Annotated in this window: 13 protein-coding genes; 3 read left to right on the top strand and 10 right to left on the bottom strand. The window is 57.7% G+C overall.

The features are described 5' to 3' along the window. Positions 1 to 14 precede the first annotated feature (14 nt). The 5 genes from VEH04_18925 to VEH04_18905 are packed head-to-tail and all read right to left on the bottom strand — an operon-like array spanning position 15 to position 7715. Positions 15 to 2654 carry an ATP-binding protein gene (locus VEH04_18925; protein ID HYG24847.1) on the bottom strand — a complete coding sequence of 880 codons (2640 nt, stop codon included), beginning with the start codon at positions 2652 to 2654 and terminating at the stop codon, positions 15 to 17. Beyond that, positions 2647 to 4107 carry a class I SAM-dependent methyltransferase gene (locus VEH04_18920; protein ID HYG24846.1) on the bottom strand — a complete coding sequence of 487 codons (1461 nt, stop codon included), beginning with the start codon at positions 4105 to 4107 and terminating at the stop codon, positions 2647 to 2649. The genes VEH04_18925 and VEH04_18920 overlap by 8 nt, the downstream gene beginning before the upstream one ends. A gap of 55 nt (positions 4108 to 4162) precedes the next feature. Further along, positions 4163 to 5695 (bottom strand): carbohydrate porin, encoded by a 1533-nt coding sequence (locus VEH04_18915; GenBank protein ID HYG24845.1) that lies wholly within the window; start codon positions 5693 to 5695, stop codon positions 4163 to 4165. 2 nt (positions 5696 to 5697) lie between these two features. Beyond that, positions 5698 to 6831 (bottom strand): DUF2156 domain-containing protein, encoded by a 1134-nt coding sequence (locus tag VEH04_18910; GenBank protein ID HYG24844.1) that lies wholly within the window; start codon positions 6829 to 6831, stop codon positions 5698 to 5700. 14 nt (positions 6832 to 6845) lie between these two features. Further along, the gene (locus VEH04_18905) at positions 6846 to 7715 is read right to left on the bottom strand and encodes an alpha/beta fold hydrolase (protein HYG24843.1); all 870 of its coding nucleotides are present in this window, start codon (positions 7713 to 7715) and stop codon (positions 6846 to 6848) included. Positions 7716 to 8056: 341 nt separating this feature from the next. Here VEH04_18905 and VEH04_18900 point away from each other — a divergent pair, with 341 nt between their 5' ends. The 3 genes from VEH04_18900 to VEH04_18890 all read left to right on the top strand — a co-directional run bounded on the left by VEH04_18900 (position 8057) and on the right by VEH04_18890 (position 11128). Next, positions 8057 to 9280 carry a 2,3-bisphosphoglycerate-independent phosphoglycerate mutase gene (locus VEH04_18900; protein ID HYG24842.1) on the top strand — a complete coding sequence of 408 codons (1224 nt, stop codon included), beginning with the start codon at positions 8057 to 8059 and terminating at the stop codon, positions 9278 to 9280. Positions 9281 to 9734: 454 nt separating this feature from the next. Then, on the top strand, positions 9735 to 10457 hold the full coding sequence (locus VEH04_18895) for a ribonuclease H-like domain-containing protein (protein ID HYG24841.1): 723 nt from the start codon (positions 9735 to 9737) through the stop codon (positions 10455 to 10457). Then, positions 10454 to 11128, top strand: a complete 675-nt coding sequence (locus VEH04_18890) for a hypothetical protein (protein HYG24840.1) — start codon at positions 10454 to 10456, stop codon at positions 11126 to 11128. Before VEH04_18895 ends, VEH04_18890 begins: the two co-directional genes overlap by 4 nt. Here VEH04_18890 and VEH04_18885 read toward each other — a convergent pair. The 5 genes from VEH04_18885 to VEH04_18865 are packed head-to-tail and all read right to left on the bottom strand — an operon-like array spanning position 11105 to position 15041. Then, the gene (locus VEH04_18885) at positions 11105 to 11545 is read right to left on the bottom strand and encodes an EamA family transporter (protein ID HYG24839.1); all 441 of its coding nucleotides are present in this window, start codon (positions 11543 to 11545) and stop codon (positions 11105 to 11107) included. The two genes, VEH04_18890 and VEH04_18885, sit on opposite strands and share 24 nt — an antisense overlap. 12 nt (positions 11546 to 11557) lie before the next feature. After that, entirely contained in the window at positions 11558 to 12376 is an 819-nt protein-coding gene (hpnK, locus tag VEH04_18880) for a hopanoid biosynthesis-associated protein HpnK (GenBank protein ID HYG24838.1), read from the bottom strand. 48 nt (positions 12377 to 12424) lie between these two features. Next, positions 12425 to 13294, bottom strand: a complete 870-nt coding sequence (gene hpnD, locus VEH04_18875) for a presqualene diphosphate synthase HpnD (protein HYG24837.1) — start codon at positions 13292 to 13294, stop codon at positions 12425 to 12427. Continuing rightward, positions 13294 to 13614 (bottom strand): hypothetical protein, encoded by a 321-nt coding sequence (locus VEH04_18870; protein ID HYG24836.1) that lies wholly within the window; start codon positions 13612 to 13614, stop codon positions 13294 to 13296. The genes hpnD and VEH04_18870 overlap by 1 nt, the downstream gene beginning before the upstream one ends. After that, positions 13614 to 15041, bottom strand: a complete 1428-nt coding sequence (locus tag VEH04_18865) for a sigma-54 dependent transcriptional regulator (GenBank protein ID HYG24835.1) — start codon at positions 15039 to 15041, stop codon at positions 13614 to 13616. The genes VEH04_18870 and VEH04_18865 overlap by 1 nt, the downstream gene beginning before the upstream one ends. Between the last annotated feature and the right edge of the window lie 20 nt (positions 15042 to 15061).

Below are 15061 nucleotides of genomic sequence, written 5' to 3'. Positions count from 1 at the left end.
GGCTCTTTCTAATCTCAACCTTTGACCGGAAACTCCAGCGCAAACTCGCAAAACCTGCCAGGTTCCGTCTTTACCGCAATTCGTCCGCCGTATTCCTGCACGATGCGATAGCAAATGCTCAGGCCGAGGCCCATGCCTTCGCCCACGTCCTTGGTCGTGAAGAACGGGTCGAAAATCTTGTCAAGATGCTCTCGTTCGATTCCAGGGCCGTTGTCGCGAATGCACAGAATGCTGCGGCCGTTTTCCACGCGCCCCGAGATCACAATCGTTGGCTGCTCATTCTCCCACGTTTTTCCCTTCATCGCATCGATGGCATTCTGCAGCAGGTTCGTGATCACATGGATCAGCTTGTTCTTGTTCGCCCAAATCGTTTGGCCCGCGGGAATGTTCTGCTCAACGACCACGCGATCCTTGCATTCACTGCTAAGGAAGCGAAGCGCCGACCCGACCACCTGCGCGACTTCCACGTCATCCAGCTGCTCGGTGTTGGGATGCGAGAACATGCGAAGGTCCGAGACAATCGTCTTGACGCGTTTCAGGCCTTCCTCGACGTCCTGCAGCACCTCGGTGTATTCGTCACGCTGTTCGGGCGGCAGGTGTTTGCCCTTGTTACGCAACGTGAACAGGCCTGTGGTCGCAAAGTTCAAGGGGTTGTTGATCTCGTGAATGATGCCAGCGCTCATGCGGCCGAGCGACGCCAGCTTTTCCGTCTGCACAAGTTGCATCTCGGTTTCCTTCAACTGGTCAATCGTGTTCTCCAGAACCTGCTTCTGCTTCGAGAGCTTCATCTGGTTTTGATGGGACTCGACGAGGTTGTGAATGCGAACGTGCAGTTCGGTCGTGGAAAACGGTTTTGGCAGGAAATCACTCGCCCCTGCTTCCAACGCCGCCATTTTCGTTTCCTCATCAGCCCGCGCGGTAAGCATCACAATCGGAATGTGCTGCGTGGTGGTGCGCTCGCGCAACTCGCGGCAGACCTGAAGCCCGTCCTTCTCCGGCATCATCATGTCAACCAGGATGATCTCTGGCAGGAACTGGCTCGCCTTCTCAATGGCCTGCTGACCATCAACGGCTTCGAGCACCTCGAAGCGGTCAACCAACTGCGACTTGAGGAAGCGCAGCATGTCGGGCTCGTCGTCGGCAACGAGGGCCTTGGGGCGATTGCCATTGCGGAAGATCTCCACCGGTTTTCGCGTTTCCTGCAACGGAGTGAGAGCAGGGAACAACTCGGCGCGGCGATAGAGATTCGAAACCCATTCCTCGGAGGAAACTGTGGATGTGTCGGGCTCGGCGGCAGATTCCTGCGCAACTTCCGGCGCGAGCGCAACTGCCTCGCGATAGGGCAAACGCACAGTGAACGTTGTGCCCTCCCCTTCAACGCTTTCCACGGAAACCGAGCCTCCCTGCACTTCCGCCAGTTCCTTGACCAGCGAGAGCCCGATCCCCACACCCTGGTATTTGCGCTTGGAGGACCCGTCGACCTGCCAGAAGCGATCAAAGATGAAGGGCAGGTTCTTTGCGGAAATGCCCATGCCGGTATCGGCCACGACCAGCAGCCATTGATCGTCCTGCCGTTTGGCATGGATCGAAACGCTTCCGCCTGAAGGGGTGAACTTGAGTGCGTTAAACACCAGGTTCAGAACGATCTTCTCCAGCTTGTCGCGGTCTGCGAGCACTGAGCCGAGGCCGGGTTCGACCTGCGTTTGCAGCTTGAGTCGCTTGTCGTCTGCGACCTGCCGCGCAGCGCTGGCAAGGCCTTTCACAAAGTCGGAAATTTCCAGCGGCTCGGACCTCACCTCCATGCGGCCGGATTCCATGCGGACAAGATCCAGCAGGTCATTGATCAGCTTCAACAGGCGCATGCCGTTGGAATGCATCGTGGTGAGCACTTCGTTCGTCTCGCGATCGACGGAGCGGTTGAACTTCCGCAGCAGGGTTTCGAGGGGCGCTATGAGCAGCGTGAGGGGAGTGCGCAGTTCATGGCTGATGTTCGCGAAAAACCGGCTCTTGATCTGGTCAAGTTCCACGAGCTTGCGATTGCTCTCCTCCAATGCCTGCCGGTTGCGATCCAGTTCAAAACGCAACGCGAATTCCCGGAAACGCCAGCGGCTGTGGACGTAGCTGCCGGTGACGACGATGACGCCCGTCAAAGCCAGGAAATACAGGTTGTTGGCGAAATCGATGGGATTGATGTCGCCATGGAGCACGCAGGCCGCGACGTACATGAGCAGCACCAGCGAAACCGCGATGAGACTTTCAAAAAGCGTCCAATACAGGACGAATCCAATGACGAGAAGCACCAGGTTGAGGCCCGCGTAGTACAGCGATTCCGAACCATCCTTCACATAGATCATCCACGAGATGAAGGCGGAAGGAAACATCGCGAGCAGAACGCCCAGCATTCGCGGATGCCTGTGGCCGAAGGGGGAGAGAACGACCATCCAGAACACGGCGATCAACAGCGAACACGCCAGCCGCAGAACAAGAAACTGCGGAAGCTCTGTTCGATATACGAAGAAATCCAGCAGGGTCCCCGCGGGCATGAGGATGAACCCCAGCGCGCAGCCCACCTTCACATTCTGAATGATCACCTGCCGGTCGTACTCGGCAAAGGCGCGGCGAATCTCGGCTGAATTGGCGGAGGGCTCAGACATTCTCAGGCTTGCGCACTTCCATAAAGACGTTCACTCCGGTGCTTTCCGCGATGATCGACACCGAATCCGCCGGAGCTTCATCAGGCGCGACGCGGGCGAAAGCATCGCGATCGCGATAGATCAGATACCAGTCCAGCATGTACTCCATTGAATATCGGAATGGCCGCGTCGAATTCATCACGTCCGTGACGTTTGTTGCCATCAGCAACCCGCCGGGAGCAAGCATGTCATACATGATATTCATCAGCCGCTTGCATGTGGGGTCTGGCAGGTAATCGAACAATCCTGCGCAATAGACAACATCGTAGCGGTCCTCAGGCCGCCGCGTGACAGCCTTCACAGATTCCTTCAGGAGCTGCTGCACGGATTTCTTGACGAGGTGGACCGGGAAACCATTCGGATATTTTCCCTTCAATGCGGCGAGCGCCTGGCTGAAGGACTGAAGCGTTTCCTCGTTGAAATCGAGCAGATTGAATTGCCATCCCGTGTTCATCCGATCGTTCCTGAGGATTTGTTGAACCTCCTCAGCCGGGCCGCAGCCGAGATTGAACACCCGTGCCGGCCGGCCAGATCGTTCCAGCCGAAGCTTCTCTTCAATCAACTTTCGATGCAGGTAAACAACGCGATTTCGATGCGCAAGCGCGGGCGACTGGCCCAGCAGCCAGACATTCAGTGTCTTCGCAAACAGCGTGCTTCCTTCATACGGCTCCCGCAGCATCATGCTCACCATTTCGTAATCCCCGGCATACCCGAGAGGCTTGTGGTAGGCTCGGTATGCAAAGGGTGAACTCAGCAGCAATGAATGAAGCTGGCGCCGAAGATACTCTCGATGCACAGGATGGTCCTCGGGCTTCATCTCGGTCACCAGCGATTCAAAACGATCGACGAAAACATCGATGGATTTGATGACGGCGGGAGCAATCTCATCGACCACCTGTCGTTCGAGCAGCGTGCGATCTGCGGACGGTGAGGAGCGAATTTCGAGTTCCACCTGTTCCAGCCAGAGCCTCAGTTCCGAAAGATAGCTTTCCGCATCGGCGACCATCACCTTGAATTCCGGCGCAACACGGAACGTGTTTTGCCATTCCATGACGAACTGCTGGAATTTCGCCTTTAATTCCCCCGTCTGCAGCATGGACGGCGAGAACGTCACATCAACCCAGCCCTTTTCATCCAACGCCACTTCAGAGACGGCAGTGACGCCGGTGTTGACGATGTTTCGAACGACAGCCCGGCCGGAGTAGACAGTGCGGTCGCTGACGACAATGCGAAAGTCCTGGAGCACCTCGGAAACGCGCGGGAGCGTCGCCGGGTTTTCGAACTCCAGAGCGGCCGTTTGCCGGGTGACCCGCAGCAAGCGCGCATTGATCCCTGAACCTTGGGTGGTATGCCCGGCCACCACTGTCTTTTCGGGATCTGTCAGCACTGCGCCATTACTTTGATTCTCAGCCATAACGGAATTTTCAGGACTCTGGTTTGCCCATGCTCAGGCGTGTGTCAAAAATGACTCAAAAACGGAACGTCGTCTGCACGATGAATACCCACGCATCGGGAATGTTCGCCAGCACTCGCCCTCCGGGATGGATCACGCGTTGAACGCTCGGTTGCACGGTCCACCATGCGGTCATTTGCGCCTTGTAGCTCAATTCAATCACGGCCTCGTAATCCGCAAGTTTCTCAAACGCACTCGGCGCGCCCGCACCGGCGAGAATCGCGTTGATATCCCGCTGCGCGCTGGTGACGTCATCGCTAATCTCCATATAAGAACCCGCCAGGGCGAGGGTATCCCAGTCACGGGTTGGAATCAGGCCCTTGTAGACAAGCCCGCCGTCGAGACCGAGGCTCGCGAGATTCCGATCCTCGGGCGCGATCGAAGCGCGAACGAATCCGACCAAACCCTGCGCAGCCGGATCGTCCTTGTCCGTTTCGCGCCACAAGGTTTGATCTGCCAGGACATACAGCCCGTAGTTGCCCTCATGCGCGCGCGCTGACCCGCTGGACAGCGGAGGCAGCGGAATGCCGCTGGCTGCGACGAAATTATCAAAGGCAACAAACGATCCCTGATACATGTCGACGAAGTCGTCAGTATGGTAGTAGCCGCCCAGCTTCAGGTTTCCCGGAGGGCCGGAGGCATCGCGGCCCTGGTTGATTTTCAGGCCCAGTTCAAAATAGAGCAGCGCTCCCTCGTCATGGCTCAGGGCCACGCGCGTTCCGCTGTCGCCCCGGTCGGGATTGCCATCATAAGCGCCGGCCTGCACATAGAAGTATTCGGAGGGATCGGCGCGCAACCGCACGCCCGGTGTCCCGTAGGGCGTTGACGCCAGGGCGTGGTGCCCGATGGGGAAGAACGGCTGATCGTAAACATTGAACGCCATCGTGGGATAAAAGAACGTCTGGTTCAGCAGCGTGAGCGTTGCCAGGGAATTGTAATATTGCGGGACGATAAAATCCTGGTCGATCGACATCTGCCCGAACTTCAACGACAGCCTGCCGTCGAGGAATTGCTGTTCGTACCACAACTCCCACAAACGGAAACTGTTTTCAAAATCGATCAGGTTCACCTTGTTCAGGTCGCCAATGTATTTCTCTGAAAAAGGCTTTTCGCCGTGCAGCCAGAGCGAGCCTGCGTGAAACGTCCCGCCTTCGTAGCCAAGCAGCTTCTCCGAATGCAGGTCCAGTGTCATCAGAAGCGCGCCCTGGTAGACACCTCCCCGCTTCAGCCCGCCATCGAGATTGTTCGGAACGGCACCCGCATAAAAGAATTCGAAATCGATGCCCCGGTTCGACAGGTCTGTCCGCAGTCCGCCCCAGTCACCCAAAAGATAATCCTGCTCGAGAAATTTCCGAAATCCGCCGCTGTTCGATGGTTCCGCAGCGGGCAGCAGCGGCGCCGACAACAATGCGGCAGCAGCGAGTGCGCCCCATACAGGAACGCGTGTTTCAATGCGCTTCATGGTGGCGCAGGCAGCAGCGCGTGTGACGTCGATGCTGCACGAACGCCGATCTTCCTGGCTTTGCCGTCCTGGATTCATTCTGTTCATAATTATTTTGGAGTTCTTCTGGAACGCGGCGCGTTGTTGCGCGATCTCGCGTTGATCATTCCCTTGATCAGCCGCCCGAGCGTATCAAAGTAACTGCGGGTGATGTCGGCGGAAAGGAAGGCCAGGTAAATGTCGTTGGCTGGCCAGATGTTGTTGGAAGCGAAGTAAAGCGGCTTTTCGGCGCCGCGATATTTCGATTTGTGAAAGGAGAGCCCGTTGAAATTATAAATGTCGTTTCCGTAAAGCACGCTCAGCTTGAAAAACATTCGCGCGCCGAAATCCTGATTGAACGTCCCCTGCTCCAGCTTCACGAATGGCGACAGGTTCAGGTTCAAAACCTCCCTGCCTTCGGGTCGAAACTTCTCCATCGCCTCCATGTGCATGGCGGTTCCAAGCCTCCCGAACCGGCCTTCATCGCAACGCAGGATGTTCGCCGAATAACCAAAAATCTCGCCGCCGCGATACATCGGATCGTAAAACGCAAAACCGGCAACCCGGCCTTCCTGGTCAAACGCCACGAACTTCCTGACGCCTTCCTCAAACTCGAATATGGGACGCCGCGCATAAATCCAGATCTCCCGATCGTTTACCTTCTTGGTTCCGATCCAGCGATGCGAAACGGCCAGCAATTGCTCGCGATCAACATCTTCGATCCTGACTTCACGGACCGTGACTTTCTCCCGCTTCGCCTCGTTTCGTGCGCGCTTGATCAGGTCAAATTCCTTCCAGTCGCCTTTCGTGTTGTAGGTCTGTATCGGCAGTTCGGATTCGTAGCCAATGCAGTTGACCTTGAATTTGAGATCATTCAACACAACCGCGCACGCCTCGGAAACACAACCGAACGCCGCGCGCGGATGAGCTTGAAGGAAGCGCCTGATGATTCGTGGATAATCCTCCAACGCGCAAACCGGATCTGAAAAGCAGATCTTCCGCGGTTTCCGCGCGAACACCGGGTGCTTGACAGTCGTGAACGCAATGTACCCGCATTCGTCGATAAAGTATTCCAGGCCCGACTGCAGAGTGGCGTAGGCCAGGGCCTCCCGGCCATGCTGCTTCAGGTGCGGCGAGAGCAGATCCCACTTTTCCTTTTGGCCGAGCGCCTTTGCTTCACCGCCTTCAATCGTTCGTGCATTCATCTGGAACATTCACCTCACCCGCAAAGGTTGTCCGACAACCACTCAAATGTAAGCGCAAAAATCCGGCTTCGGTTCCGATCCAAATGGCCAGCGTGCCCATTTCCCGGAATGATGTTCAGCGACTTCCTGCTGCGCAACGCCTCGAAAAGACGCTGCCCCGTTGACGGAGGATCCAACTTGTCCTCCGCGCCCCACAGGATCAAGGTTGGCGCGGTTATCGAGTCCACTCGCTCGATCGTATCCACAAAAAACGCCTCCGATCCTCCGGGAAAAGGAAACGCCTCGAACGCCTCCCGGGCACGCGCATCCGCACGCAATCGCCGTTCAATCTCGGGATCCGAAACCATCCGCGATTTTCCGCCGAACCGCAGGAGCGACACGCGCAAGTCGTCATTAGTAAAGCGCTTCTTCACGCGTCCGAGAAAATCGAGCGATCGCAAGAACATGCCGGTGAAGAGCGGCAAAGAATCGTACACCGTGGGATCCAGTGTCACCAGAACCCGCAAGCGGCGGTCGACGACAGCCGCTTCGAGAACGGCAGTTCCCCCCGATGAGAGGCCGAAGGCAGCAATTCGATTTGGGTCCACCCTGGGATGGCGAGCGAGGAAATCGATTGCTGCGCGGATGTCTGCGACCCACTCAGTCATGCTGACGTGAAACCGTTTGCCGCCGCTTTCGCCATGACCGTGCATGTCGATTGCGAGGCACGCCACCCCGCGGCCTGCGAGAAGTTCACACATTTCGAAATGGTTCTCCTTGAACTCGCCCGCCCCATGGCAGACTACCAGCACGGGTGCCGGCGCGGGCTCTGGAGGCAGAAACAGAACGCCTGCGACCTCCTCTTGCAAAGAGATAAAGCGTACTGGTTCCCGAAACGGCTTCATTGTTGCATCGGCGAAGCGCCCGCAATGCCAACTCCTTGAATGATAGTGGATAACGTCACGACAGCAACGTTGCGTCCAGTTTTCGGACATTTTTGTCACACCGCCGCACAACCTCGGATAGCGGAAGCCATCGCGGCACCGAAAGTGAAGCGACGAGCCGAATCCACTCGGCAGGATTTGCTCCCTATCGGTACGCGTGGAAGCTCACCGATTTATATCGCGCCCACCGCAATGAATGCGTCGGAAATGCCGTTGACGGTCCCGGCTTGTTATTCGAGACTCTGCCCCGCGCGTACAGCGGCTTTCGCACACGCACACCCGGCTTTGAACAAATACTGAACATGAAATTGGATTCTCTTTACTCGGAACTGACACTGAAAACTGGCGCCAAGCTGGTGCTCCTCGTGCTGGATGGGCTCGGCGACATCGCAACGCGCGAGCAGAGTTTTCTCACGCCTCTTGAGGCTGCCTTGACGCCAAACCTCGACCAGCTCGCCAAGGACGCAGCACAGGGCCGCATGATTCCAGTTGCCCCGGGGATTACGCCCGGCAGCGGACCTGGCCACCTTGGATTGTTTGGTTACGATCCCCTCGAGTTCCAGGTTGGACGCGGAGTCATCGAAGCATTGGGCCTCGGCGTCGAGTTGAAGCCAGGCGACGTCTGCGCACGCGCCAATTTTGCGACGCTGGATCCGAAAGGAATCGTGACGGACCGGCGTGCCGGCCGCATTCCCACCGAAACGTGCGAGAAGCTCTGCGCGATGCTTTCCGCGAAAATCAAAAAGATTGGTGACACACAAGTGATCATCAAACCGGGCAAGGAGCATCGATTCGTCGTCGTGTTCCGTGGCAAGGGCCTGGAAGGGCCACTCACCGACGCGGATCCAAACCGCGAAGGATTCGCGATTCCTGCAGTGAAGCCGCGCGATGCCAGGAACGCGGGGCAAAAGAAGATGGCGAAGTTGATCGCAGACTTCTACAAGGCGGCGCTGCCTGTCATCGCGAAGGAAAAGCCCGCAAACGGGTTTCTCATGCGCGGCATCGCGCATCAGCCGGAAATCCCGCTCTTTGAAGATCGCTACCTGTTGAAGCCGGCAGCCCTTGCGGTTTACCCGATGTACAAGGGCCTTTCACAGCTGGTGGGGATGACAAAGATTGAAGGCCCGCAAACGATCCGCGAACAGTTTGAACGTTACGTTGCTGAATACGACAACTACGACTTCTTCTTCATCCACTTCAAATACACGGACAAAGCGGGTGAGGACGGAAATTTCGAAGCGAAGAAAAAGGCGATCGAGGAACTCGACGCAGCGTTGCCGGTGTTGCTGCAGAAGATGCCCACCGTACTCGCGATCACAGGCGATCACTCCACGCCGTGCGCGCTCAAGGGTCATTCGTGGCATCCGCAACCCGTGTTGCTGCGTTCCGCGATCAGCGGCTCCGACAAGCTCGAACGCTTCACTGAAACCGGAGCGAATATCGGATCACTTGGAGTCTTCGAAGCGAAATTTCTGATTCGTCACATGCAGGCGAACGCGAAGATGTTCGACAAGTTCGGTGCGTGAACATTTTATTTTGCATGACCGCTGCCGCAATCGGCAGCGGTTTTTTTTTGCGCTCAACGATTCTGCAAAAAATCTGCGACATCAATTGCGCTCAATGGAATCGGCATTGAGCTCGATGTGCGAAAGCATTGCGACGATCACGCGCGAGCAAATGTCGCGATGATTATTCGCGCGCAACATGTGTGAGCATTATAAACTCTGCGAAGAAAAAGTTTGCCAGTGGGCGCATGTTTCTCCTACAAACAGCGAGAATCAAATTTGCAAAGCGCTTTCATGATCAATCCGCGCAACCCCAAACACCGGATCGGAGGTGAGTACAGTGGCCGCTAAGAAGAAAGCGAAAAAGAAAGCAGTTAAGAAGAAGAAGTAACAACCTCCGCATACACCAGGATGGAAAACCTGGGCCGCATGACAGGTTTCCCATCCTGGCTCTCACATCCCGGTTCCCATTTCCATGGCAAAACTGGTATTCGACATCGAAACGTCCGCCCTTCCCCTCGAGCAATTCGACGAAACCCAACAGGAATACCTGTTTCGTGACGCGGGGAAGATTCCCGATGAAACCGCGCGCGGCGTCCGTCGCGCCGAACTTCTGCAGCAGTTCAATCTCTGGCCCTTCACCGCGCAGGTTGTTTGCATCGCCATGCTCAACGCCGACACACAGCGCGGCCAGGTCTTGTTCACGGCGGAAGATTTTGAGGAGGAACCCTCCGCTGAAACGGGTTCTGTGGAGTTCGTTCCCTGCGTTGACGAACTGGAATTGCTGACGGCTTTCTGGGACGTCGCGCGCCATTATGAATCGATCGTCACGTTCAACGGACGCGGCTTTGATGTTCCCTTCCTGTATCTTCGCTCTGCGCTGCTCAATGTTCCCATCTCGCGAAAAGACTGGCTGGGATACCGCTATCAAACCGATCCGCACTGCGATCTTGCCGAACAATTGACATTTTATGGCGTCAGCGGGCGCGAAGGCACGGGCCGCCGCTTCAATCTCGATTTCTACTGCAAGGCGTTCGGCATTGAATCGCCGAAAAGCCATGGAGTCACCGGCATGGATGTGAACACGCTGCTTGCTGAAGGGCGTTATCGCGACATCGCCGAGTATTGCCTGCGTGATGTGAAAGCAACGGTGCAATTGTTCCAGATTTGGCGCGATCGGCTCGCCGGAATCAAATGAACTGCGGGTCCCCCCCTGACGCGGTGGCGCTCCTGATCTGTTTCGCGGTTAAGGAGGAGGCCGCCTTCTTCACGCCGCAGCGGATCGCGGGAGGAAGCCGCGTGCTGATCACCGGAATGGGACGCAGGAACACCAGCACGCGACTGCAGCAAACGCTCCGCACGCTGCGGCCTGAACGCGTGATCACGTGCGGCTTCGCAGGTGCGCTCGACCCGCAGCTGAAAGTGGGCGATCTGCTGTTCGATGCCGATTTCGATTCGGGGCTGGCTGATCTCTTCACACGACACGGCGCCCGAACCGCCACGTTTCATTGTTCAACGCGTGTCGCCGTGTCCGTCGAGGAAAAGAAAGAACTTCGCCGCACCACAGGCTGCGACGCCGTCGAAATGGAATCAGCAGTCATTCGCACCGTCTGTCGTGACGCGGCCATTCCGAGCGCCACTTTGCGCGCAGTGTCGGACACGGCAGCGGAAGATATGCCGCTCGACTTCAACGCGCTCCTGACAGCCGACCAGAAGATTTCCATCCCGCGCCTCGCCCTGGCCTTGATGAAGTCTCCGCGGTCCGTGCCTCGCCTGATGGAACTTCAACGCAACACCCGCCTCGCGGCCCGGCGCCTCGCTGACGCCCTCAATGGCGTTCTCGGCTCATTGAGAAGCGCGGGAGTCTGACGCCGGCGCGCCCACAAGCGCCTTCGCTTTTTTTTCCACGGCCTTTTCGCTGTAGCTGATGAAGCCCGCGCCAATCACGATCAGGACCACACCCATCCAACGCATGGACGAAACGTGTTCCCCAAGAAACAGCCACGCGGCGAAAGTCGCGAACACAAAGCTCAAGCCCGTCAACGGCCACAGGAAGCTGATATCGCTCTTCGACATCAGCACGAGCAGGCACGCAAAGAAGATGGCTTCACAGAGGATTCCCAACAGGATCTGCGGACTCGTTGCGCCGGCCTTGAGAATCCGCACCACTTCGGAGACCGTGACCTTGTCGACTTCGCCGATCTGCAGCATTCCCTTCTTCAGCAACACCACGCCCGCGGATTCAAAGGCCAGCCCAATCAGCAGAATTGTCAGTAGCTTCAGCATAAAATCGCACGATTAAAGATCCTGGTAGCGGATCAGGCGGATGCCCAGCCGTTTCACCAGGTCGATCACCCGCGGACTGACCAGGGCATCGAACTCGTGCTTAAACTTGTCGAGCGATGGATGAGAGTAAAGTTCTGAATCCCCGCCGGGCAATCGTGGCAGAAGCTTCGAGACATACGCTTCATCCACATGAGAATCCTGCATGAGGCCAAACACGTGCTGCGTGTGGCGGACCCCGCGGCGTCGATAGGCGGCACCACACCCGTACGAAAGCATCTGGTAAATGAACGCGTGCGATGTCCGATAAAACCAGCGCCCGCCGTCCAGCCTGCAATTGAGCCAGAAACGGTCGCGTGTCAGGCGGGCGCGTTTAAATCCAAGCGTTTCCCAATCATCCATCAGGATGCGGAACACCACGGGATGCATGTGCATGTGGAGGTGCCCGTTCACGTGATCCAGTTCCAGGCCGGTCCTGCGAAAGCGTTCGAACTGTTCATGCACCTCATCGCGCAACTGGCTGCGCAAGCCCCGGTTCAGATAGTACCGCATTCCCGAGGTTGCGGGTTTTTCGCTGAATTCCCCTCGCGCGTTCACAAGGCCTGAAATGCGCGCTGGCGAGATCGCGGAATGGCCGCAGAGCAGCGTCAGGTGCAGGCCAACTCCCAGGCGCGGGTTCTGCCGCGCGAGTTCTACCGCCTCCTCGCACGCCTCCTCGTTCATCATGAGGCTGGCAGAGGTGAGAATGCCTTCGCGATGCGCCCGGATCACGGCCTCATTGATCGAGCGTGACCGGCCAAAATCATCGGCATTCACTATGAGCCGTCGCGTCATGGCCCAAACCTCGGTTCGAAAATCCCAAACCTCAAATCGGGAATTTCCTCAGTGCGCGCCATAGCTTGGCGACATGCTTCCCGCAAAGAAACGGATCCAGGAGCGAAATATGAGGAGAAGCTTCTGTGCGCGGGTCAGGCGCGTTAACCGAGGGCCGAGCACCTGGAAATCCTGCCGTTCCAGTTTCTGCAGCAGGCGCCAGTAAACATCGCCCATCAACTCCGCCGCCACCATTGCCTTGCGATCCTCCTCCGGAAGTGTTTCGCGCGCGAGGGTGTAGAAATGCCGAGCACGGCCGGCGACACTCCGCGCGAGCGCCGCAAAGCGTGGTGAATATTGAAATTGAAGGATCTCCTCTTCCCGCACGTTGAACCGGTTAAGCTCGCATTCAGGAATGTAAATCCGCCCGCGCTCAGCGTCGGTCCGCACATCGCGCAGAATATTCGTCAGCTGCAGTGCCTTGCCCAAATGAATCGCGTAATCGCGGCAGGCTGGATGGCGATAACCAAAGATTTCAATGCTGAGCAATCCGACGGCCGATGCCACGCGGTAGCAATAAAGCTCCAGCTGTTCCCATGTGCCATACCGCTTGGTATCGAGATCCATCTCGCAACCTTTGATCAATTCGTCGAACAATTCGAACGGAAGCCCGAACTGGCGGATCACCGGCTGGAACTCCTGGTTCACCAAAAACTCCGGCCGGCGTCCCGTGCATGCGAGGTGAATGTCGCGGCGCCAGGCTGCCAGCCGTTCACGCCGTGTTTCGGTTGGAACGCTTTCCTCATCCGCCACGTCATCGACTTCGCGGCAGAACGCATAGAGCGCCGACATCGCGTCGCGCTTGGGACGCGGCAAGAGAATGAACGCGAGTGCAAGATTGGACGCGCTCTTCTGCGTGATGTTCCGGCTCTGCTGCATCAGGGAGGAGGTGCCTCTGCGTCATCCGCGCGTTTCGGCGGCAACCCGCCGGTTTCAGCCAGCGTGGGATTCAACGGGCGATCCTTGCGCCGCCGTTTGCGGCGTTTCGAGCTGAACCAGCCTTTGGAGGATGATTCCCCGTCGCGAGCCTTTCCCGATCGCGTTCGGCGCCAATGATGTTTGCGGTGGCGCGTTTCATCTTCGGGTTTGCGAAAGGCAACCGCCCAGACCAGGACGGCCACGACCACAAGCACAATGGCGCCGATCACAAGACTGGCGCCCGCGCCCGGAACTCCGGCTGTAAGGGATAACAGAATCATCAGGCTCCTCCCTCCTTGCCTGCGGGCGCGCCCTTGTCCTCGTCCTCGTCTTCGTCGGTTCCGATGTTCAGCCGCTGCATGCGATAGCGCAGTGCGTGGCGGCTGAGCTTGAGCTGCTCGGCGGTCCGGGTAAGGCTGAAGTTGTTTCGTTCCAGCATGGCATTGATCAATTCGCGTTCGAAATTGGCAACCAGCTCATCAAGCGCCTGCTCGCCGGTGATCTGCGGCGCCACGTTTTTGTGCAACTGCGCCTCGAGCTTGAAGTCTGGAATGCTGGAGGCCTGGATCTCGGTTTCATTCTCCAGGATCAGCGCGCGTTCAATCACGTTCTTCAGCTCCCGCACGTTGCCGGGCCAATGATGCGACAGCAATTTCTGCCGCGCGAATCGGGAAAGGCCTTTGACACGCTTGTTCATTCCCGCGTTGAAGTGGCGAAGAAAATGTTCTGCAAGAAGGAGCACGTCGTCGCCACGCTCGCGCAGCGGCGGAAGGCGAAACTGGACCACGTTCAGGCGGTGGAACAGGTCCTCGCGAAATTCATCCTGCCGGATGGCATCGACGATGTCCCTGTTCGTCGCCGCAATCAGCCGCAAGTTCACGCGCAACTCCTGTGTGCCGCCGACCCGCGTAAAACTCCCGTCCTCAAGAAACCGCAGCAGCTTTGCCTGCAAAGGCCGGCTCATGTCGGCGATTTCATCGAGAAAAATGGTTCCTCCGTCCGCCTCCTCCACCCGGCCCGGCTTTTGTTTCAGCGCCCCCGTGAAGGCTCCCTTCTCGTGACCGAACAGTTCGCTTTCCAGCAGCGTTTCCGGGATCGCCGCGCAATTGATCCGCACATACGGCGACTTGCGGCGCTTGCTCAGGCTGTGGAGCGCGCCTGCCACAAGCTCCTTGCCCGTTCCGCTTTCACCAAGAACCAGCACGCGCGCGTCGGTTGGCGCCACGGTATGGATCAGCTGTTTCAAGTCACGCAGGCGCGGCGATTCCCCGACAATGTCCTCCACCCGCGGCGCCTCCCCGGCGCGCGCGCGCAACGTGGCGTTTTCCTGGATCAGTTGATGCCGCTCGGCACAGCGTTGAACGGCGTGCAGCAGTTCCTCGGGCGCAAACGGTTTCGAGAGATAATCAATGGCGCCCGCCTGGATGGCTTCAACCGCAAGCTTTGGCGTTGCGTACGCGGTGATCATCAGGACGGGAAGCGCAGGCCATTGCGCGCGCAACCTTCCCAGGAAATCGTAACCACTCATGCCGCCCAGCCGTGCGTCTGTGATGACCATGAAGAAGTCCTCGTGTCCCAGCAGCTCCAGTGCTTGCTCGGCCGATTCGACCGTCCGCACGGCGTAGCCTTCATCGCCAATGACGGTTGCGAGCGATGCCCGCATGTTCTTTTCGTCATCAACGACGAGCACTGGAAGGGCCTGCGTCACTGTGCCGCTCCAGTTTTGGA

The organism is Verrucomicrobiia bacterium, assembly GCA_035629175.1.
Taxonomy (GTDB): Bacteria; Verrucomicrobiota; Verrucomicrobiia; order Limisphaerales; family DASXHY01; genus DASXHY01.
The sequence above is the reverse complement of the archived record's forward strand: the minus strand, read 5'-3'. Positions and strand labels throughout refer to the sequence as shown.

Bases quoted from the DNA above. Each gene is read 5' to 3' on its own strand.
- VEH04_18870 (HYG24836.1), bottom strand. From the start codon at position 13,614: ATGATTCTGTTATCCCTTACAGCCGGAGTTCCGGGCGCGGGCGCCAGT.
- hpnK (HYG24838.1), bottom strand. From the start codon at position 12,376: ATGACGCGACGGCTCATAGTGAATGCCGATGATTTTGGCCGGTCACGC.
- VEH04_18885 (HYG24839.1), bottom strand. From the start codon at position 11,545: ATGCTGAAGCTACTGACAATTCTGCTGATTGGGCTGGCCTTTGAATCC.
- VEH04_18890 (HYG24840.1), top strand. From the start codon at position 10,454: ATGAACTGCGGGTCCCCCCCTGACGCGGTGGCGCTCCTGATCTGTTTC.
- VEH04_18915 (HYG24845.1), bottom strand. From the start codon at position 5,695: ATGAACAGAATGAATCCAGGACGGCAAAGCCAGGAAGATCGGCGTTCG.
- VEH04_18900 (HYG24842.1), top strand. From the start codon at position 8,057: ATGAAATTGGATTCTCTTTACTCGGAACTGACACTGAAAACTGGCGCC.
- VEH04_18910 (HYG24844.1), bottom strand. From the start codon at position 6,831: ATGAATGCACGAACGATTGAAGGCGGTGAAGCAAAGGCGCTCGGCCAA.
- VEH04_18925 (HYG24847.1), bottom strand. From the start codon at position 2,654: ATGTCTGAGCCCTCCGCCAATTCAGCCGAGATTCGCCGCGCCTTTGCC.
- VEH04_18905 (HYG24843.1), bottom strand. From the start codon at position 7,715: ATGAAGCCGTTTCGGGAACCAGTACGCTTTATCTCTTTGCAAGAGGAG.
- hpnD (HYG24837.1), bottom strand. From the start codon at position 13,294: ATGCAGCAGAGCCGGAACATCACGCAGAAGAGCGCGTCCAATCTTGCA.
- VEH04_18895 (HYG24841.1), top strand. From the start codon at position 9,735: ATGGCAAAACTGGTATTCGACATCGAAACGTCCGCCCTTCCCCTCGAG.
- VEH04_18920 (HYG24846.1), bottom strand. From the start codon at position 4,107: ATGGCTGAGAATCAAAGTAATGGCGCAGTGCTGACAGATCCCGAAAAG.